This window comes from Micromonospora sp. C95, from assembly GCF_018070465.1.
Taxonomy (GTDB): domain Bacteria; phylum Actinomycetota; class Actinomycetes; order Mycobacteriales; family Micromonosporaceae; genus Micromonospora.
The window spans coordinates 113,217-133,198 of record NZ_JAGPXT010000004.1; the positions used below are offsets into that span (position 1 = coordinate 113,217).

The window sequence follows — 19,982 nt, forward strand, 5'->3', positions numbered from 1 at the left end:
GGTGTCACCGGGGCAGGGCGTCGAGCAGCCGGCGCAGCGCCTGTTCGTATCCGTCGGGCTGTGCGCCGAGGCGCTCGAAGCCGCTCAGCGTCACGGTGAAGCTGCCGGCACCGCCGACCAGCACCGCCTCGGCACCGATGTCCTTGACCGCCAGGTAGCCCTTACCGTCGCCGTCGAGGTCCGTCACCGTCTGGTAGGTCTGTTCGGCCTGCTGGTGCTGGTAGTCGTAGGTCGTCTCGCCGGCCAACCGGGAGGCGGTCGTCACGGACAGCGCCGCCACCCCCGTGCCGTCGCCGAAGCTGCAGTTGCCGTCGTCGACCATGGACTGGCCGACCAACTCGGAGACCTGGGCCGCGGTGAACGGGCAGGCCGGGGTCTCGGTGCCGGCACCGTCGGCGGGCAGGTCGAGGTCGGTCTCCGCGCCCGCGCCGGGGCCGGCCGCCGGTGGCGCAGGTTCGCCGCCGTCGCAGCCGGTCAGCGCGAGCGCGGCCACCAGCACCACGGGCAGGATCAGTCGACGCACGTGTTCGGTTCCCTTCTGACCCCCGGCCGCGACCGGGCCGGGCAGCTCGACATGGTGTGGGACCGCGCCGGTGGCGGAATCCGGCCCTCCTGGCGGCAGGGGTCGGCTGACGTGCCGGCCGGAGGAGTCGGCTCGCCGGCGAAAGCCGGTCCGCCGGGGAGTGACGTCTCGACGCTACGACCAACCGGCCGTGAAGGAATCCGGTGTTTCCCTAGCCTTTGACCGCGCCGGCCGGCGTGCCGACGGTCGCCGCCGGCCGGGGTGCCGGCTCGTCGGGTCCACCGACCCGGGCCAGCGCGGCACCCAGTTCCGCCCGACGGGAGATGCCCAACTTGCGGTAGACCCGGGACAGGTTGGTCTCGACGGTCTTCGGGCTGACGAACAACTCGTCGGCGATGGCCCGGCTGGTCCGTCCCTGCGCGGCGAGCCGGGCGACCCGCTCCTCGGTGGCGGTGAGATCCGACGGTGCGGGCGGTCGCCCGCCGAGCCGGGCGGCCTCGGCCCGGGCCCGCCCGCCGAACACCGTCGCGCCCAGCGCGTCGAACTCGACCGTCGCGGCGGCCAGGGCCTCCCGGGCCGGGCGCTTGCGGCGGGACCGGCGGTGCACCACGCCCTCGACCAGCAGACACCTGGCCCGGTCCAGCGGCAGCACCTCCGGCGGCACGGCGGCCCGCGCGGCGGCGAGATCCGCCAGGGCGGCCGACGGGTCGGCGCCACCGGCGCTGTCCAGCAGGGCCCGGCTGCGCGCGAGGCCCAGCAACGTCCAGGGACGGGGCAACCGCCGGTGTCGCTCCGCCAGCCGGGCCAGGGCGTTGCGCGCGGTGACCAGGTCACCGGCGCCCACGCAGGCCTCGATCCAGTCGGGCTCGAATCGCTGTGCCAGCGGCTCGGCCAGACCCATCCGGTCGACCGTCGCGGCGAGTCGACCGTACCCGGCTGCGGCGTCGGCCATCCGGCCGGCGCAGAGCGCCACGAACGCGCCCAATTGCAGGTGGATCCGCCGGCACCAGTCGTCGTCGAGCCGCTCGCCCAGCTGCAGCCCCGCCTCGGCCACCCGCTGTGCCACGTCGAGCCGGCCGCGGAGCGCGTCGAGCAGCCCGGCCAGCCAGATCTCCGCGGTCGCCTCGGTGCCCAGCAGCTCACCGAGTTCGCGGGCCGCCGCGATGTGCCGTTCGGCGGCCGACCACCGTCCCGCGAGCAGCTCGGTCTCGCCGAGATGTTTGAGCAGGTCGTACTGCGAGGGCTCGTCGCCCCGAGCCGTCGCCAGGTCGAGCATGCGGCCCAGCCGTCGTCGGGCCCGCGCCGGGTCGTCGATCGACTTCCACCAGATCGCCGGGATCGTACCGGCCAGCCACGACGGCTCCGGCCCCTCCATTTCCAGCGCCCGGTCGAGCAGTTCGACGCGGGGCGGTTCACCGGCGCGTACCTCGTTGAAGAACAGGTGCAGCAGCGCCGCGGCGAGCAGGCTGCGGTCCCCACCGGCACCGGTCAGCAGGGCGATGGCCGCCTCGGCGTGGGCCCGCGCCGGATCCGGCAGGTCGACGAAGAGTGCCAGGTGGGCGTGGATCCGGCCGGCCAGCGAGGAGTCCGGACGGGTCGCCGCCAGGGCCCGACCGGCCGCCTCGACCGCCGTACCGCCGGACTCGTCGGCACTCCACGCGACCACCGCGCGCAGCAGCAGCGCCTCCGCCCGGACGTCGCCGCCGAACGCGGCGGCCACCGCCTCGGCGGCGGCCCGTGCCCCGGGATGGTCGCCACATCCGAAGCGGGACCGGGCCGCCGCCAGCAGTCGCTGGCCACGACTGGCTTCGTCGTCGACGGGAGTGAGCCGTGCCGCCGACTCGTACAGGTTCGCGGCGGCCTCCGGGGCGCCCCGCGCGTACTGCCGGGCGGCGGCCGCGGCGAGGGCGTCGGCGACCACCGGATCCGGCGAGGTGGTGCACAGCGCCAGGTGCCGGACCCGGTCGTCGGGATCGGTGACCACCTCGGCCAGCCTGCGGTGCAGGCCGCGCCGGACACCGGGCGGGATGCCGGCGCGGACCGCGGCCGCGTAGACCGGGTGGGTGAACTCCACCCGCACGGCTCCGACCACGAGCAGCCCGGCCTCCTCCGCGGCGTCGAACGCGGCGGGGGAGATCCCCGCCGCGGCCAGGTCCCGGAGCAGGGGTACGCCCAGCAGTGCGGCCAGCCGTACGGCGTCCCGGCAGCGTCCCGGCAGCCGGGCGAGCACCTCGCCGAGGAGCTGGTGCATGGAGGAGGCCACCGGCAGATCCTGCGCCGGTTCCGGTGGCTGCGGCAGGCGTTGCACCGCACGGGTCACCTCGATGGCGACAAGTGGGTTGCCGGCGGCCTCCCGGGCGATCCGGGCCAGCAGCGAACGACTCAGGGCCCCACCGACCCGCTCGCGCAGGACGTGGTGCAGGGCACCCACGCCCAGCGGGGCCAGGGGCAGCCGGGTCAGCCGGCCGGGACCGGAGTCGAGCCCGAGCGGCGCGATCCGCAGCGTCGGGCTGTTGTCGGTGCGGCAGCTGACCAGGATGGACAGCCCTGGCCCGACGCGGCGAAGCGCGAACCGCAGCGCCCGTTCGCTCGGCCGGTCCAACCACGGCGAGTCGTCCACGGCGACCAGCACCGGCCGGCCGGCGGCGAGGGCCGCCTCCAGCAGCGAGCGGGTGGCGGCACCGACCACCCGCTCGTCGACGGTCTCGTCGCTGTCCCGGGTGAGCAGCACCATCTCGGCCGCGACGCGCTGCGGGCGGGGCAACGCCGTCACCAGGTCCGTCAGTGGGCGGAGCAGGTCGGCGAGGGCGGCGAAGGGGAGATCGGTCTCGCACTCGGTCGGCGCGCAGCTCAGCACCGACCAGCCAGCCCGGGTCGCCTCGGTGACCAGTTCCCGTAGCAGCGTCGTCTTACCGATGCCGGCCGGGCCCTCCAACAGCACCGAGCCCGGCTCGCGCAGTGCGCGCCGAGCCTGATCGAACACCCCGTCCCGGCCGACGAGCGCACCCCGCATGGTTGCGATTCTGGCACCGATGAGATGGTGCGGCCATCATGCGGACGGTGATCCGCCACCGGCGGTCGGTCAGGGCGGTCAGGGCGGTCAGGCGTGCAGGGTGCGACTTGGCGGAAATCCGTAGGTGGCGTGGTAGCGCGCGGTGAACCGGCTGTGGCTGAGGAACCCCCACCGGGAGGCGATCGCCGAGACGGTTTCCCGCCGTGGGTCGGCCTGCATGAGGTCGTGGTGGGCGCGGTCGAGCCGGACCCGGCGCAGGTGCGCCATCGGGGTGGTGTCGAGGTGTCGGCGGAACGCCAGTTGCAGGGTCCGCAGCGAGACCTGGGCCGCGGCGGCGATGTCGGCGGCACCGATGTCGCGGTCGGCGTGCTCCTCGATGAACGCCGTCGCCCGGCGCAGCGCGGCGGTGGTCGCGGCGCGTCGGTCGATGTCGGACCGCCAGGCGGCGCTGGTGTGCGGGAAGACCGCCAGGGCCGAGGCCGCCAGCATCCGGGCCGCGTTGGCGATGACCAGAGGCTCGCGGTACGCGTACGGATTGCCCAGTACGACGTGGTTGAGGTAGTTCGTGGTGTGCCGCCACAGCCCGGCCAGGATGGGGGAGGCGGGGACCAGGCCGGTGAACTGGACCGTGCTCGCCCGGCCGGCGGATGCGGTGCCGGTCACCTGATCCAGGACGGAGAGACTCAGCAGGCAGGCGGTGATCCTGCCGGGCAGCCAGCGCAGCGAGCAGGCCAGGCCGGGCAGGGTGGCCAGGAAGACGTCCCCCGGCCCGAACCGACCGTACGCGACGGCGCAGGAGCGGTCGACGCGCCCGCTGACGACCTCGCAGATCACCAGCGCGGCGGACGGCCCGACATCGATATCGAGCTGCGTGGACTGGTCCACCGTCTCCCACCAGAACGAGCCGGCGTCCACCCGGTGGTGGCGGAGGCGGTAGCGGGCGTCGACGGTCGCGCGGATGGCGACCGTGGAGTGGTAGGCGTGGGCCAGGAAGTCGCGGATCGTCTCCGGGTCGCCGCTGTCGAACCGGTGGGCGGTCGGAACCTTCGTCTTCATACGTCTCCATCGACACCTGGACGGAGGGCGCTTCAGCACGCCGGGACGGTGCCCGGCGGGACGTGGTGGATCCGGAGCGGTAGGACATGCGGAGCCAGGATTCCCACCGATGGTATCCACAAAGGAAGGAGTCCCATGAAGTTTTCGTGGCGCATCCGTCGCGCCGGTGGATCTCGCTCGTTCTCGATGTCGGGGGAGTTTTCGTTTTTGGGCTAGTCGGTACGGTCCGGCTTGCGCGAACCGGCCTAGCCAGCAACCGTCCGTGGCCGTGATCATGCGAAGGGTGTCGAACAAGGGCAATTGTTCGCCTAACGGATAGGGGTGGGGGCGTTGGAGACCAAGGATCCGACTGACATCGTCCGACTGGCGACGGCTGAGGCACTCCGGCGGGTCGCCGGGGAGGCGGACCTTGCCGGCATCGTGGGAACCCGCCTGTCCGACCTGGGTGGCGGCCTGCGGGACGTGCTGCGCTGTGCCCTGGTGGCGCAGCGGGTGGCGGCACCGACGCGGCTGATCGCGCTCTGCCGCGAACTCGCCCTCGGGCCGGACGCCTTCGATCTACTGGGTCACCACCTGCTGGGTGCCGTGGTCGGCTATCGCCCGGGGCCGGACGCGCTGGTTCGGGTGGGCGGGGCGCTCGGACTGGCCCGCCGGGAGCTGTTCACCGATCGGCATCCCGCGTCGGGCGGTCCGCACCCGTTGCCTACCCGGGTCGGCCGACGCAACAGTGCCGCCGTGCGCTACCGCTCGGCCAAGCCCCCGGAGCACCTGCCCTCGCCGCCGACCTGGACCTGCACCGGCTGCGGGCAGGAGTGGCCGTGCGCGGTGAAGCAGAGTCAACTGCTCGCGGAGTTCGGCGGGGCCCGCGCCGCGCTCGCGGTCTACCTGGGCTCCTGTCTGCTCGCCGCCGCCCGGGATCTGCCCGGGCTGCCGCTGGCCCGGGCACGCAACCGCTTCCTCGGCTGGCTGCCACGCCGGCCGTTCTGACCGGCCCGGTCCTGACCACAGCGGGCCACCCCACCCGAGCCTCGGGGTCGGGCGGCCCGCCGTCGGTAGCCCGACGGAGCGGGCCCGGACGTCCGTTCAGTTCGCCGCGGGTTCCGGCGCCCGGTCGTCGGCCGTGGTCGCTCCCGGAGGCGGCGGCTCCTCCGCCTCGGACTGTTGGTGCCCGGCCTGACCGGCGAACCAGTCGATACCACCCGGCCCACCGGCCGCCACCGCGGCCGCCGCGCGAGCCACCGGATCCACCACGGGGCGTCCGCTGTGCTCTGGCTGCGGATGGCCCGGCCGGCCGGCGGCCGCAGCGCTGCGCTCCGGGCCTGCCGGTTCGGTGGGCTCGGTGACCGGGTGCTGCGGGTCCGACCCGGCCCGCTCGGCGTTGCCCTCGGCATCGATTGCGGCGTCCTCGGCGTGGCCTTCGGCGGCCGAGGTCACCTCGCCACCGCCCCCCGCAGCAGCGTCGTCACCGGTCCGGGACACCCCGAGTCGGGCGGCGACCATCGGGTACTCGGCGGTCTCGCCGCCACCCGCCGCGGCGGCGATCACCGCCGCGGCCGCCAGATCGGCGACCCGCTTGGCCTCCCGCTGCACCCGGGCCCGGGTCTCCTTGGCGTGCCGCTGGGCGGCCTCGGCCGCCCGGCGCATCTCGTCCAGCCGCTGGCGCTCCGCCACGAGTTCGTGGCTGGTCTCCTCCAGCAACTGCCGCAACCGGGTCAGCTCGGTCTCGGTGGCGTCCTTGGTGCGACGGGCTTCGTCGAGCTGCTGCTCGGCGTCGTCCAACTGCTCGTGCAGCTGCGCCAGCACCTGACGCTGCTCGCCGACCTCCAGCTGGACGGCGTGCAGCTGTTCCTCGGCGGCCGCGGCCTGCTCGTCGCTGAACTTGCGTACCTCGGCGGCCTGCTCGTCGGCGCGCTTGCGGATCTCCGCGGAGTACTGCTGGGCGTCGGCGATCATCGAGCTGACCCGCTGCTCGGCGGCGGCCCGCTGGGCGGCCAGTTCCCGTTCGGTGGCCGCCCGCTGCTCGGTCAGGTCCTCCTCGGCGGTGGCCCGCCGCTCGGCCAGTTCCTCCTCGACCGTGGCCCGCCACTGCGCCAGCTCCTGCTGGCTCTTCGACCGGGCCGCCTGGATCTCCTGGTGGATCTGGGTACGGGCCGAGGTGGTGAGCGCCTCTGCCGCCGAGCGGGCCTGCTCGACCTGCTGGCGGCACTGCTCGCCGATCCGCTGCGCCTCCTGCTGGGCACGCTCGTGCGCGGCCTCCCCGTCGGCGCGCAGCTTGTCGGCCCGCTCGCGGGTCTCGGTCAGCTCCGCGTCGGCGGCCGCCCGCAACTCCTCGTACGTCTTCTCGTGCTCGGCCCGCCGGCCGGCCAGCTCCTCCTCGAGGTCGGCAAGAGCCTTTACGGTGCGCTCCCGCGCGTTGGCGAGCGTCTTCTCCGCCTCTGCCTGGAGCTTGGTGGCCCGCTGGCTGTGCGTCTCGATGATCGCCGCGGCCTGCTTCTCGGCCAGGTCCAGGATCTGGCCGACCATCGGGCCGACGTCCTGGAAGGTGGCCTTGTCCACTTGCGCCGGTCGCTGCCGCAGCTCGGCCATCTCGCTCTGCACCGCCTGGAGCTTTCCGCTCAGCTCCCGCACGTGTGCGGTGGCCCGGTCCCGTTCCGCGGAGATGGCGGCTAGCCGGCCGTCCATCTGCTCGACGTAGCGTTCCACCTGCCGTTTCTCGTACCCGCGCAGGGTGACCTCGAAATTCGGCCGCGAGGCCAGGTCGTCGCGGACTGCGAACGGCTCCTCGCCGATGGACATGCCCCATCCTCCATAGGATTGAAGAGCGCCACGCCGGCGGGCCGGCGGCGGATGACGCGCAACGTTACCGCTGCTCCGACTGCTCTGTCCTCCCACCCCGGTACGGATTTCGCGCCGCCTGACGGGTGGTCCGGCATCGGCGTCCCGCCGATCGCACATGGCTGCTTGTCCCGGTTCCCCGCCAGGGGGACCGGCCGGCAAAGCGGCGTGACGTATCGACCCTGCTCACCGGCGTCGAGAGGGGCTGGTGGGGTGATGAAAGTGAAGCGGACCCGCGTCTTGACACCTACTTAGGTTAGGTTAGCCTAACCGCATGTCGAGCGGACTGACGTCGAACGACGCCGAACAGAGCCTGCGCGGTGTCGACCTGTGCCTGGGCTACCACGGCACCCGGGTGGTGCACGGCGCTGCGATCACCCTGCGTCCCGGCACGGTGACCGCTCTCGTCGGTCCCAACGGCAGTGGCAAGTCCACCCTGCTGCGGGCGTTGGCCCGGCTGCATCCGCTGGACAGCGGCAGTGTGCTCTTCGCCGACGGCCTCGCCGCCGCGGGTCTGCCCGCCAAGGAGTACGCCCGTCGGGTCACCCTGCTCGCCCAGAGCCGGCCGGTCCCCAACGGCGTCACCGTCCGCGACGTGGTCGGCTACGGCCGCCACCCCTACCGGGGCCGGTGGCGCGCGGACGATCCGGACGGCCCAGCCGCCATCGCCCGGGCCATGGAGGTCACCGGGGTCAGCGCGATGGCCGGTCGGCCGGTGGACGAACTCTCCGGTGGCGAACTCCAGCGGGTCTGGTTGGCCACCTGTCTGGCCCAGGACACCCCGGTGCTGCTGCTCGACGAGCCCACCACCTTCCTTGATCTGCGGTATCAGGTCGGGATTCTCGACCTGATGCGTGACCTCGCCGACGACCACGGCGTCGCGGTCGGCGTCGTGCTGCACGACCTCAACCAGGCCGCCGCGGTGGCCGACGAGGTGGTCCTGCTGCACGGTGGCCGGGTCCGCGCCACCGGCACCCCGGCCGAGGTCTTCACCGAGCCGGACCTGACCGAGACCTACGGCATCCGGATCGAGGTCAGCACCGACCCGCTCAGCGGGCTGGTGACGACCCGCCCCGTGGGCCGACACCTGGCCCGAATCCCGGTCTGAGCACAGACCGGTCACGAAACCCACCCGAGAAAGAACATCATGCCCCGTACCCGTGTAACCGCCCTGGTCGCCGCCGCCGCCGCGGTGCTGCTGGCCGCCTGCGGCACCACCGAGAACACCACCGAGCCCGCCGCCGCCACCTCCGCCGCCAGCGGCCCGGTCACCGTCACCGACAGCCGGGGCAAGGAGGTCAAGCTCGACGCCCCCGCGACCAAGGTGGTCGGTCTCGAATGGGGCGAGGTCGAGATGCTTGTCAGTCTCGGCGTCATGCCGGTCGGCGTCGCCGACCCCGAGGGGTACGCGACCTGGGTCAGCGCCGCCAAGCTCGACCCGGGCGTCAAGGACGTGGGCACGCGCGGTGAGCCGAGCATCGACTCCATCGTGGCGCTGCAACCCGACCTCGTGGTCATGGAGGACGACCGGGGCGCCAACGTCATCACGCAGTTGGAGAAGTACGTCCCGGTCATCGTGACCAAGGGCAGCGACGCCTCGGACAACCTCGGCCGGATGCGGGCCGACCTGAACATGATCGCCGCCGCGGTCGGCAAGACCGCCGAGGCGGAGAAGCTGCTCGCCGACTTCGACGCCGCCATCGCCGACGGCAAGAAGAAGATCGCCGACGCCGGTGCCGCCGGCAGGCCGTTCGCCATCGCGGACGGCTGGAAGGAAGGCAGCACGGTCAGCATCAGGATGTTCGGCGAGGGTGCGCTGGTCTCTCAGATCGGCATCCAGCTCGGCCTCACCAACGCCTGGACCGGCGAGACCGACCCGGCCTGGGGCCTGGGCCAGACCGACGTCGAGGGCCTGACCGTGCTCAAGAGCCCGGACCTGCACTTCTTCTACAACGCCTCGGACGGCGTCGACGTCTTCGCCGACGGGCTGAGCAGCAACGCCATCTGGAAGTCGCTGCCCTTCGTCAAGCAGGGCAACCTGCACCGGATGCCGGACGGCATCTGGACCTTCGGCGGGCCGCTCTCCGGCAAGCAGTACATCGACCAGTTCGTCACCACGTACGCGGGGTGACCATGCTCTCCGCGCCCTCGCGGCCGGAGCCGGCTGTTCAGCCGGCTCCGGCCGGGCGCCCCTCGGTTCCGCGCGTCGTCGGGATCTTCCTCGCGGCCACCGCGCTGCTGCTGGTGGTCGTGGCGGTGCACCTCACCCAGGGCACCTCCGCCGTGGGCGCGCTCGACCTGCTCCGCCTGCTGACCGGCGGGGACGACGAGACCGCCCGGGTGTTCGTCGCCTCCCGGATACCCCGACTGCTCGCCGGGCTGACCATCGGTGTCGCCCTCGGCTTCGCCGGTGCGGCGTTGCAGTCGATCGCCCGCAACCCGCTCGCGTCCCCGGACACCCTCGCCGTCAACGCCGGCGCTCACCTGGCCATCGTCTCGGTCGCCGCGTTCGGCATCGCGCTGCCCGCGCTGCCCGCCGGTGGCCTGGCCTTCTGCGGGGGCCTCGCCGCCGCCGGCCTGGTGATGGCGATGTCCTCCGGCGGCCAGGCCGGCACCACCCGACTGATCCTCGCCGGCTCTGCCACCGCGCTCGCGCTCAGCTCGGTGACCATGCTGCTGCTCCTGCTGTTCGAGCAGGCCACCATCGGTCTGTTCGCCTGGGGCAACGGCTCACTGGTGCAGAGCGACCTGGACACCCTCACCCAGCTCGCCCCCGTGATCGTGGCCGCCGTGGCGGCGCTGATGCTGTTCGGCCACCGCCTCGACATCCTCGCCCTCGGCGACGACACCGCCACCGTGCTCGGCATCGACGTACGCCGCACCCGGCTGGTCGTCACCGTGCTGGCCGTGCTGCTGTCCGCCGCCGCGGTCACCCTCACCGGCCCGGTCGGCTTCGTCGGCCTCTGCGCGCCGGTGATCGTCCGGCTGCTCGGTCCGCTGGTGCCCGGTGTCCACCGGCACCGGATCCTGCTACCGCTGTCCGGCATGGCCGGCGTCATCATCGTCCTCGGCTCCGACGTGCTGCTGCGGGCCCTGATGGGTGGCCAGGCCGGCGTCGACATCCCGACTGGCGTGGTGACCACCCTGCTCGGCGCGGGAATCCTGATCTGGCTGGCCCGTCGGCACCGCGATGCCGGCCCCACCCGCCGCCCAGCCGGTGGCCACGCCGCCGTACGCTCCGCGACCTTCCACCGCACCGTGGTGGCGGTCGCCGCCACGGTCACCGCCGGGGCGGTGCTGCTCGGCATGCTCGCCGGGGACACCTGGCTGCTGCTCGGCGACATCGTCAACTGGATCAACGGCAGCACCGGGCCGGCGTACACCTTCGTGCTGGACCAGCGGTGGCCGCGCGTCGCCGCCGCGATGCTGGCCGGCGCGGCCCTCGCGGTCGCCGGCACCACCGTGCAGGCGGTCTGCCGCAACCCGCTGGCCGAACCCGGCATCCTGGGCATCACCGCAGGTGCCGGACTGGGCGCGGTCTCGCTGCTCACCTTCGTGCCGCTGGCCGGTGTCTGGGCCGTCTCCGGGGTCGCCGGGCTCGGTGCCATGCTGGCCTTCGCCCTGGTCTACGGTGCGGCGTGGCGTGGTGGTCTCAGCTCGGACCGGCTGGTCCTGATCGGCTTCGGAGCCTGGCAGGGCGGCATGGCCTTGATCACTTTTATGATCGTCGCTTTCGATCCCTGGAACACCGGCAAGGCCCTCACCTGGCTCTCCGGCTCCACCTACGGGCGGACCGCGACCCAGGTGCTGCCGGTGGCGATAGCCCTGCTGGTGCTCACCCCGGCCGTGGTGGCCGCCCGGCGCGAGCTGGACCTGATGACGCTCGACGACGACACCCCACGGGTGCTCGGCGTCCGGCTGGAACGCACCCGACTGATCGCGCTCGGCGCGGCGGCCCTGCTCACCTCGACGGCGGTCTCCGCGGTCGGCGTGATCGGCTTCGTCGGCCTGGTCGCACCGCACGCGGCCCGGGCCCTCGTCGGCGGTCGGCACACCCGGGTGCTCCCGGTCGCCGCGCTGCTCGGCGCGGCCCTGGTCAGCCTCGCCGACACGCTCGGCCGCACCGTGATCGCGCCGGCGCAGGTCCCCGCCGGACTGGTCACCGCCATGATCGGCACCCCGTACTTCGTCTGGCTGCTGTGGCGTTCCCGCGCCGCCACCCAATCCCGGTAAGCGCACCGGCCCGACCCCGGAGAGGCATCATGACCCACACCCTGCCCGTCGCACCGTGGCGGCTGTTCGCCGTCGAGGTGCGCGCGGTACGTCGGCTCAGCCCGTCCTTCGTCCGGGTCACCTTCACCGGTCCCGACCTCGATCGCTTCGCCGACAACGGGTACGACCAACGGATCAAGCTGGCGTTGCCGCTGCCCGGCCAGGCCGGCGTGCACCTTCCACAGGGGCCGGACTGGTACGCGCGGTGGCGGGCCCTGCCGGATGGCGAGCGCAACCCGATCCGCACCTACACGGTGCGCGCGGTCCGGCCGTACCTGAGCGAGGTCGACGTCGACCTGGTGCTGCACGGCGACGGCGGACCGGCGACCCGGTGGGCCCGCCGGGTCCGCCCCGGCGACGAGATCGCCATCGTCGGCCCGGACTCGGCGTACGGCGGCGACCACGGTGGGGTCGAGTTTCGGCCCCCGTCGACCGGGTGCCTGCTGCTGGCCGGGGACGAGACGGCGGTGCCGGCGATCAGCGGCATCTGTGAGCGGCTGCCACTGGACGCGCGCGGCCGGGTACTGCTGGAGGTTCCCGAGGCCGGCGACGCACTGTCGCTGATCACGCCGCCCGGTGTCGAGGTGACCTGGCTGCCCCGGGGTTCCGGTGGGTACGGCAGCCGCCTCGTCGCCGCCGTCGCCGCAGCCGCCGGCGACCTGCTCGCCGGTGTGGCGGGCGCGCCGGTGGCTCCGGCCGGCCAACTGGTCGACGAGGTGGACGTGGACCAGGAGATCCTCTGGGAGGTCCCCGACGCGCCCCCAACGGCCCCCCTCTACGCCTGGCTGGCCGGAGAGGCCGGTGTCATCCGTACCCTTCGCCGCCACCTGGTCACCGAACGCGGCCTGGACCGCCGCGCCGTAGCCTTCATGGGCTACTGGCGCGAAGGCCGCCCCGACCCCTCCTGACCCCCCACCCTCCCTGCTCGCCCCACCCCTCGGCCCCGCGATCTTGCACTTTCTGTCCCCGCGTAAGTCGTGAAAGGCGCATATCGGCGACCGAAAGTGCAAGATCGCCGGGGGTCAGGGGAGGGGGTGGGTGATGTTGCGGGCGTGGTCGGTGAGGGCGGCGGCGACGACCGTGGCCTCCAGCGGGAGGACCTCCAGGCAGCGGCGGACGGCGGGGGCCATCAGTGCGTTGGGGACCCGCATGGAGAGGGTGCAGTGCGGCACCCAACGGCCGGGTCGGTAGTGCTCCACAAGCGGCACCCCGCCCGCGACGAGCAGGTCGTGCACCCGTCGGTGGTGCGCCAGCAGTTCCGGCGTGGGCACCGGACCCAGCCAGAGCACCCGGCCCACGAACTGGCCGGCGTGCTGGAACGACAACCGCAGCGGCGCCGCCACCGTGGTGCCGGCCAGCGCCGCCGTGACCTGCTCCGGGTCGAAGCGCGGCGCGACCGCGAGCGAGACGTGGGGTCGGTGCCGCTGCTCCAGCAGGGAGCGCATGCTCTGCACCCCCTCGGCCTCCAGGGCGTCCCACAGCACCCGGATCCGCCGGGTGGCGACGGTGTCCAGGTACAGCTCCAACGCGGCGACCACATGATCATTCTAGAGGGGTGCGCCGTAAGGGCGGCTCACGGCACGATGACGGCCCGACCATCGAGCGTGCCGTCCCGCATCATCCGGTACGCGCTCATCGCCTCGTCCAGGCCGAACGTGGTGGTCTTCGGTCGGACCAGGCCCCGTGCGCCCAGGTCGAGCACCTCGAGCAGCTCCGGACGGCTGCCCCAGTAGGTGGTCTGGATGCTCACCTCGTACGGCACGGAAAAGAAGCCGACCGACAGCGAGCCGCCGCCGAGCCCCACGATGGTCAGGTCACCCACGGTCCGGGCGGCGGCGACGCCCAGCCTGAGGGTGGCATCGGCGCCGACGAAATCGAGCACCACGTCGGCGCCCCGGCCGCCGGTGACCCGGCGGATCTCCTCGGCGGTGCCTTCGGCCGAGCCCATCGTGAGGTCGGCACCACACTCCTCGGCGAGCCGCAGCGCCTCCTCCCGGGTGTCCACCGCCACGACCCGGGCGGCGGTGGTCGCCTTGAGGATCTGCACCCCGACGTGCCCGAGCCCACCGACACCGATCACCAGCGCGGTGCTGCCCGGTGGCAGCTTCGGCCACGACCGGCGGATCGCGTGGTACGGGGTGAGCCCCGCGTCGGTCAGTGGCGCCGCGCCGACCGGATCGAGCCCTTCCGGTAGCGGCAACACGTGCCGGGCGTCCGGCACCAGCTCGTACTCGGCCATCCCGCCGTCCAGACCGAGGCCACCACCACCGCCCGGCACCGGCGCGGCGGCCGGGTCCTCGCAGTAGTTGTCGACACCGACCCGGCAGCGGACACAGCGACCGCAGCCCCACGGGCCGTAGACGGCCACCGGCTGGCCCACCTCCAGCCCAGTCACCCCGGAGCCGAGCCGGTGCACCCAGCCCGCGTTCTCGTGGCCAAGCGTGAACGGCGGATTCCAGGGCAGGCCGCCGGCCTCGAAGTCGTGCATCAGATGCAGGTCGGAATGGCAGGCACCGGCGGCTCCGATCCGCACCACCACCTGGCCCGGGCCGGGTGTCGGTTCGTCGACCTCGATCAGTTCCGGCCCGGTCTTCCAGGCGGGCAGCCGCAGTGCACGCATCTCTGTCTCCCGTCGCCGTCACGCCGGCCCACGGCTCCCCGACGGACACCGACTCAAACCACCTCCGCCGCGGATCGTCGCGGCAGAGTCATCGCGGCACGTCACCGACGGGTCGGCCCGCAGGTCACCGTCCCAGCGGTTGCCGATCGGCCCGTTCGGCGGTCCACTGAACTACATGGGTGTCATCAAGGTGGGCACGTCCTCGTGGGCGGACCGGACGCTCGTCCGTTCCGGCTGGTACCCGCGCCGGGCCAACACACCGGCCGGTCGACTGCGCCACTACGCCGATCGGTTCGGCCTGGTCGAGGTGGACACGTCGTACTACGCGGTGCCCGCGCCGGAGACCGCGCAGGGCTGGGTCGACGCCACCCCCGACGGGTTCACCTTCAACGTCAAGGCGTTCAGCCTCTTCACCGGTCACCCGACCCCGGTGGCCACCCTGCCCGCCGACCTGCGCCCGGCCGGCGGTTCCGCTCGGATCCGGCGGCGTGACCTGCCGGCGGCCACGTACGACGAGTTGTGGAACCGGTTCCGGGCGGCGCTGGCGCCGATCGCGGCGGCCGACCGGCTCGGCGCGGTGCTGTTGCAGTTCCCGCCGTGGCTGGCCCGTGGCGAGGCGGCCCGCCGACGGATCGCGGAGCTGGCGTCGCGGTGCCGGCCGTGGCGGGTCGCCGTCGAGCTGCGGCACGCCTCCTGGTTCGACGGGGCGGCGGCGCTGGAGACGCTGGCCTTCCTGCGCGAGCAGCGGCTGACCTTCTGCTGCGTGGACATGCCGCAGGGCCACCCGGACTCGGTGCCGCCGATCCCGATCGCCACCGCCGATCTGGCGATGATCCGGTTCCACGGCCACAGCAGCGCCTGGACCAGCGGCGACAAGGAGAACCGGTTCCGGTACGCCTACGGCGACGAGGAACTGCGCCGCTGGTCCGAGCTGCTGATCGACCTCGCCGGGCAGGCCGACGAGTTGCACGTGCTGTTCAACAACTGCTGCGCCGGTCAGGCCCAACGCGACGCGGAACAGCTGGCCGGCCTGCTCGACCGGGCCGACCGGCGGGCCGTACCGTCCTGACCGGACGCCGAGGGGGCGCTCACCCTCGCCAGGTCCCCTCCGGGTGCATCCCGGTCGCCTCCTCCAGCGCGTTGTCCGGCAGGTCCCCGTCGGCCGAGTCGTCCGGGAAGCTGCGCCGTGCGGGCGCCGGGTCCGGCGGTGCCCCGGGCCCGGCCACCGGCGTACGGGTCGGCTCCACCGAGCCGAACCCGTGCCGCCCGGCGGGCCGGTCCGTCGGGTCACCGGCGCGAGTGCCGGCCGCGCGTCGTTCACCGCGTCGGCCCTCGGGCACGGCGGTCTCCTCGCTGCCCTCGTCCATCGGGGAGTCCTCACCGGCGCCCCACGGCGGATCCGCGTCGAAGCCGTCGGCGGTCCCCCAGGGGGCGACATGCTCGGGTGCCCGGTCCTGCCTGTCCCTGTCCGTCATGGCCACCTCGCTGATCGGTGCGCGGTCGCCGGTCAACCGCGCCACCGGCGGCCGGCACGTGGGTGCGCTGGCGTTCGTGCGGTTCAGCGGTCAGCGGCCGGACATCGTCATCTGCCGGATCGCCCGGGCCGCCGCCATCCCGCCGGCGCCCTTGCCCATCGTCTTCGACGCGTGCCCGATGCCGCCCACGCGGCCGAGCATGCCGCGCAGGACCTGCCCGGGCTTCTGCTGCTCACCCATGTACGCGGTGACCACGATCAGGGCGCCGGTAAGCGCCGGAATCGCCCACTGCAGCATCTTCATCTGGCGTTGGCAGGAGGCCACGTTCGACGGGGTCTGCCCGTTCGGCTCGGTGACCCCCTCGACCGACGCCTGGCCGGCCTTGGCCAGTCGCATGCCGAGCAGTCGGCTGTAGCCGGTCACCGCCAGGGCGCTGACGGTCAGCGCGGTCTTCACGGTGCTGGCCCGGCCGACCCCGGCCTGGGCGGCCATGCGCGGGCTCTCGGTCACCAGTTCGCCGACCGCTCCGGCGAGGTGAGCGCCGATGGCCGCCGCGTTGACCGGCGTCCACCGGTTCCAACCGGTCGACGCCACCGAGAGTCGTTGGGTCGAGTCACCGATCCGGGCCGCGGCGCCGTTCACGCCGAAGGCACCCATCAGGCTGCCGCCGAACCAGGCCGCCAGGCCCAGGTCGTGCATCGAACGTAGTGCGGTGTGGCTGTCAGACATCTGGTCCCCTTCCCCCGTGTCGGGCGCAGCGGCTTACCCAGGTTCGGGACCGCTAATCGCCCGACTGGGGCGGGGTGAGTGAGTCGGGGTGGCGCACTTCCCGCCTCAGGCGTCGGTCGCTCGGTCACGCGCCGGGTAACCAAGGATTTCGACCAGGTTGCCGGTGGCGGCGGTGAAAGCCTCGTAGATCTCGTCATCGAAGTGATTACGCCAGTCGCCGGCCTTACCCTTCCGGTAGTGGGAGATCCGGCCCGAGTTCTCTTGTTCCTTCCGCATCCGGGAGAAGCTGTAACGGTCGAGGAGGTTCGTCAGCTCGGACGGCGGCAGGGCGATCCCGCAGTGCCGCATCAGCTGATCCACCTCGTCGAGCTGCCGCTCGCCGGTCAGGGCTTCGTAACGGAACAGGCGGAATTTCTCCGACGGCTTCGCAGCCGCCCACGACCGGAGGCTCTTGAACAGGTTCCGTTCGGAGAGGCGGTTGATGGTGTACAGCAACCCTTCCTTCATCGACTGTTCCTGCAAAATTTTCCGAGCCTGCAGAATGTCGCCCATCGGGGCATGCGAGTTACGTAGCGAGAAGTAGCTCGAAACGACGATGTCGCGGGGATCCCGGATGACGAAGAAGGCGCGATGGTTGTCGGATTTCGAAATGGCCTGGAAGCGCTTGTAGGAACGGAAGACAGCCAACGCCGCACGGCCTGGCGGGATGTCGTTGAGTTGGCCCTTGTAGAAGCGCGGATCGTACGGCAGCAGGCCGGAGTGACGGTAGACGGTGGGGTCGCTGAACAGCGCCTTCACCCACTGGCTGCCCGTTTTGTGCACCGTGCAGTGGTAGATGTTGTCGTATTCGCAGCGCGCGACCACCGGAACTGTCAGCCGCATCCGGGCGTTGTGGGCTTCGAGCTGTGCGCGCCGTACCGCGACACGTACCGAATTGGGTGCGTGCTGCTTGGCGAAATCGAGTGTTCGATTGATCATCGTTCAAACCTTATCCGTGTGCCTGCAAGACGAGGTTGATCCGGTGTCTGCTCGCCTGGGTCAGGTCGGCCGCAGACCTCCGGGGCTGTGCCGCCGACAATGCGCTAGGAATATCCCCGACGGTCCTATCAATGTCAATCCCGAGGTGGAGTTTCTCGGCTGGCCGGCGGTGCGTCAGCGGGCTGGCCGGGCGGTGACGAAGTCGGCCACCCGTGCGGCCAGCGGCTCGCTGGCGCGTACCCAGGTGAAGTGGTCCAGGCCGGTGTCGGGCGCGCCGTAGCGTTCCCGCTCGACGGGAGCTGCGGTCAGCTTGGCGCAGAGCCGGTCCAGCGTGGGATGCGGGGTGTACTGGTCGCCGTCGACGCTGATCGCCAGCACCGGGGTGCGGATCCGGTGTACCGCCGCCTCGGTGTCCACCCCGTCCAACGCGGGGAATTCTCCGGTGCGGGCGGTGTGCGCCCAGTCGCGGATCACGCCACGTGCCTGCCGGCCACCGAAGCCCCACCCGGGCCAGACCCCGAGCAGCCGGGCCGTGGCGGCGATGCCCTGGGTGTACGGCAGCAACCCGTACCGCCGAAGGCCGGTGAAGTCACGCCAGTAGGGGATGCCGACCGCGATCAGGGCCAGCCCGTCCACCTCGTGCTCGCCGTGCAGGGCCAGGTGCAGCACGGCGGCCTGGCCGCCGAGGGAATGCCCCAGCAGCAGGGTCCGCCGGCCGTCCAGCCGGGGCTTGAGCGCCGTGCGTACCGCCCCGATGTCGGCGGCCAGCTCGGCGTAGCCGTACCGGCAGGTCCGGCTCGGTCGGGGAGTGCTCTCGCCGGTGCCGCGCAGGTCCGCCACGACCACTGCGAGCCCGGCGGCGCGCAGCGCGGCGGCGAACGGTCGGTAGTAGCGGGCCCGGACCCCCATCGCCGGCACGATCAGCACCACCGGGGCGTCGACCACCCCGATGGGCTCCGGATAGATCTGGACGCCGAGGCGGGCGCCGTCGACCTGGACGAACTCCTGCTGGTACTCCATCGCGTTCACGCCAACAGGTTACCGGCGGGTAGGTAATGGCTGGGGGCTCGCCCCCGCCGGGAGCGCCCGGAGCGACGGGTGCCCCGGAACCCTGCCGGGCTCCGGGGCACGCCGTGGCCGGGGTCAGGTCGGTCAGGAGACGCCGATCGTGCCGTTGGCGGAGCGTACGCAGGCCACCGTGCGGGCCCCGGTGGTGGCCGCGCCGGACAGGCACTGGCCCAGCACCTGGTGCCCGGCGGCGTTCGGGTGCCACGACTCCTGGCAGGTCTGGAAGTAGCTCACACAGGTGTTGGCGATCCGCTGGATGGCGATCTTGTCCTTGCCGGAGAGGCTGGTGACGAAGGTGCCGTTCGGCGGGTTGTCCATCAGCCGGATCGGGGTGGCCAGGGTGCCGGTCGGGCTGTTCGAGTTCTCGCAGAGCCGGGCGCCGTCGAAGGCGCGCTGCACGTTGAGGTAGACCAGGTCGGCATTGGCGAACTCGGCGGCCAGGGTGTCCCGGGCGGAGCGCACGATGGTGCCGAGGCCCTGCGAGAACCGATGACCGGGAGCGAGGCTGGCCCGGTGGATCGGGCAGCCGGCCGCGTACCGCTCGGCGCCCAGCGCGCGGAACTTGTCCCGGGTGTCGTCCCGGTTGTCCTCGGAGTGGTACGTGGGGGCCAGGTCCAGCGGCAGCGGGTTGGTGTAGTCCTGCAACACCACCCGGTGCTGACCGTCGGCGTCCACCTCGCGCAGGGTGGTCAGGATCTGGCGTACGGCCGCGGTGGTCTCCGACGTGGCGGCGGTGATCTGAGCCGGGGTGGCCAGGTCGGCGTCGCTGCACGGGTTCTGCTCCACCGGACCGTTCAGGTACGCCCAGAACTCCCACCAGCCGGTCCAGGCGTCGGCGATGAACCGGTTGGCGCACTTCTCGGCGACCCCGCCGAAAGTGAAGGAGCTGTTGTTCGAGCCGAGCCCGATCAGCACCAGATCGATGTCGTGGGTCTGGGCGACCGTGCGGAGCTGGTCGAGTTGGGCGGCGACCTGGCGGCCGTTCGTCCGGGCCGACGAGGCGGCCGCGATGTCGTGCGGCTGGCCGCCGGAGCAGGCCAGGTTGAACCGGTCCTGGATGCCGGGCAGCGTCGCCTTGTGCAGCGAGGCGTTTGCCGAGCGGTGGCAGAAGAAGGCGTTGCTGTTGGGCGCTGTCCACCCTGGGAAGCTCCGCGCCACACCGGTCACGTCGACCACCGGCTGGTAGGAGCCGGCGCCCTCGCCGCTGATGAAGCTGTCGCCGAGAGCCACCGCCGCGGTGGGTGGTGCGGCCGAGGCGGTGGGGGCCGCGACGGCGGTGGAGAGAGTCGCCGCGGTGACGGCCAGGGCCATCGCGGCGGCGGTACGACGCAACGCGGACATCGGCATCCCATCCATTCATAGAAATGTGAAAGATCCTCTGGTGCGGTGATGAGATCACGCAGGTGTGACGAA

General features: G+C 72.6%; 17 protein-coding genes. 6 read left to right on the forward strand and 11 right to left on the reverse strand.

The features are described from left to right. Positions 1–4 precede the first annotated feature (4 nt). The 3 genes from KBX00_RS06770 to KBX00_RS06780 form a co-directional block, all read right to left on the reverse strand. Positions 5–523, reverse strand: coding sequence for a hypothetical protein (locus KBX00_RS06770; protein WP_307868186.1), 519 nt, complete (start codon positions 521–523; stop codon positions 5–7). Between the two features lie 211 nt (positions 524–734). After that, positions 735–3,536 carry an AAA family ATPase gene (locus tag KBX00_RS06775; RefSeq protein WP_210824358.1) on the reverse strand — a complete coding sequence of 934 codons (2,802 nt, stop codon included), beginning with the start codon at positions 3,534–3,536 and terminating at the stop codon, positions 735–737. An 87-nt stretch (positions 3,537–3,623) separates the two neighbouring features. After that, positions 3,624–4,592: a helix-turn-helix transcriptional regulator gene (locus KBX00_RS06780; protein ID WP_210824360.1), complete on the reverse strand. Its 969-nt coding sequence runs from the start codon at positions 4,590–4,592 to the stop codon at positions 3,624–3,626. Between the two features lie 321 nt (positions 4,593–4,913). Here KBX00_RS06780 and KBX00_RS29140 point away from each other — a divergent pair, with 321 nt between their 5' ends. Beyond that, entirely contained in the window at positions 4,914–5,579 is a 666-nt protein-coding gene (locus tag KBX00_RS29140) for a hypothetical protein (RefSeq protein ID WP_301547475.1), read from the forward strand. Positions 5,580–5,675: 96 nt separating this feature from the next. On the opposite strand, the gene KBX00_RS06790 is transcribed toward KBX00_RS29140, so the two are convergent. Then, positions 5,676–7,388, reverse strand: coding sequence for a hypothetical protein (locus KBX00_RS06790; RefSeq protein ID WP_210824362.1), 1,713 nt, complete (start codon positions 7,386–7,388; stop codon positions 5,676–5,678). Between the two features lie 313 nt (positions 7,389–7,701). On the opposite strand from KBX00_RS06790, the gene KBX00_RS06795 reads away from it, so the two are divergent. The 4 genes from KBX00_RS06795 to KBX00_RS06810 are packed head-to-tail and all read left to right on the forward strand — an operon-like array spanning position 7,702 to position 12,607. Then, positions 7,702–8,535 (forward strand): ABC transporter ATP-binding protein, encoded by an 834-nt coding sequence (locus KBX00_RS06795; RefSeq protein WP_210824364.1) that lies wholly within the window; start codon positions 7,702–7,704, stop codon positions 8,533–8,535. A gap of 39 nt (positions 8,536–8,574) precedes the next feature. Beyond that, a complete protein-coding gene (locus KBX00_RS06800) occupies positions 8,575–9,558 on the forward strand; it encodes an ABC transporter substrate-binding protein (RefSeq protein WP_210824366.1) in 984 nt (327 codons plus the stop codon). Between the two features lie 2 nt (positions 9,559–9,560). Next, a complete protein-coding gene (locus tag KBX00_RS06805) occupies positions 9,561–11,660 on the forward strand; it encodes an iron ABC transporter permease (protein WP_210824747.1) in 2,100 nt (699 codons plus the stop codon). 29 nt (positions 11,661–11,689) lie between these two features. Beyond that, positions 11,690–12,607: a siderophore-interacting protein gene (locus KBX00_RS06810; RefSeq protein WP_210824368.1), complete on the forward strand. Its 918-nt coding sequence runs from the start codon at positions 11,690–11,692 to the stop codon at positions 12,605–12,607. Positions 12,608–12,721: 114 nt separating this feature from the next. Here the strand turns inward: KBX00_RS06810 and KBX00_RS06815 are convergent, their stop codons facing one another. Together KBX00_RS06815 and KBX00_RS06820 are read right to left on the reverse strand one after the other, a co-directional pair. After that, positions 12,722–13,237: a 2'-5' RNA ligase family protein gene (locus KBX00_RS06815; protein ID WP_210824370.1), complete on the reverse strand. Its 516-nt coding sequence runs from the start codon at positions 13,235–13,237 to the stop codon at positions 12,722–12,724. Between the two features lie 35 nt (positions 13,238–13,272). Next, the gene (locus tag KBX00_RS06820) at positions 13,273–14,319 is read right to left on the reverse strand and encodes an NAD(P)-dependent alcohol dehydrogenase (RefSeq protein ID WP_210824372.1); all 1,047 of its coding nucleotides are present in this window, start codon (positions 14,317–14,319) and stop codon (positions 13,273–13,275) included. 175 nt (positions 14,320–14,494) lie between these two features. On the opposite strand from KBX00_RS06820, the gene KBX00_RS06825 reads away from it, so the two are divergent. Further along, positions 14,495–15,388, forward strand: coding sequence for a DUF72 domain-containing protein (locus KBX00_RS06825; RefSeq protein ID WP_210824374.1), 894 nt, complete (start codon positions 14,495–14,497; stop codon positions 15,386–15,388). Between the two features lie 19 nt (positions 15,389–15,407). Here the strand turns inward: KBX00_RS06825 and KBX00_RS06830 are convergent, their stop codons facing one another. The 5 genes from KBX00_RS06830 to KBX00_RS06850 form a co-directional block, all read right to left on the reverse strand. Next, on the reverse strand, positions 15,408–15,794 hold the full coding sequence (locus KBX00_RS06830) for a hypothetical protein (RefSeq protein WP_210824376.1): 387 nt from the start codon (positions 15,792–15,794) through the stop codon (positions 15,408–15,410). Between the two features lie 90 nt (positions 15,795–15,884). Next, positions 15,885–16,523 (reverse strand): hypothetical protein, encoded by a 639-nt coding sequence (locus KBX00_RS06835; protein WP_210824378.1) that lies wholly within the window; start codon positions 16,521–16,523, stop codon positions 15,885–15,887. Positions 16,524–16,628: 105 nt separating this feature from the next. After that, on the reverse strand, positions 16,629–17,501 hold the full coding sequence (locus KBX00_RS06840; RefSeq protein WP_210824380.1) for a sulfotransferase domain-containing protein: 873 nt from the start codon (positions 17,499–17,501) through the stop codon (positions 16,629–16,631). 174 nt (positions 17,502–17,675) lie between these two features. Beyond that, positions 17,676–18,521 carry an alpha/beta fold hydrolase gene (locus KBX00_RS06845; RefSeq protein ID WP_301547503.1) on the reverse strand — a complete coding sequence of 282 codons (846 nt, stop codon included), beginning with the start codon at positions 18,519–18,521 and terminating at the stop codon, positions 17,676–17,678. 132 nt (positions 18,522–18,653) lie between these two features. Then, positions 18,654–19,910 (reverse strand): hypothetical protein, encoded by a 1,257-nt coding sequence (locus KBX00_RS06850; RefSeq protein ID WP_210824749.1) that lies wholly within the window; start codon positions 19,908–19,910, stop codon positions 18,654–18,656. Positions 19,911–19,982: the final 72 nt, after the last annotated feature.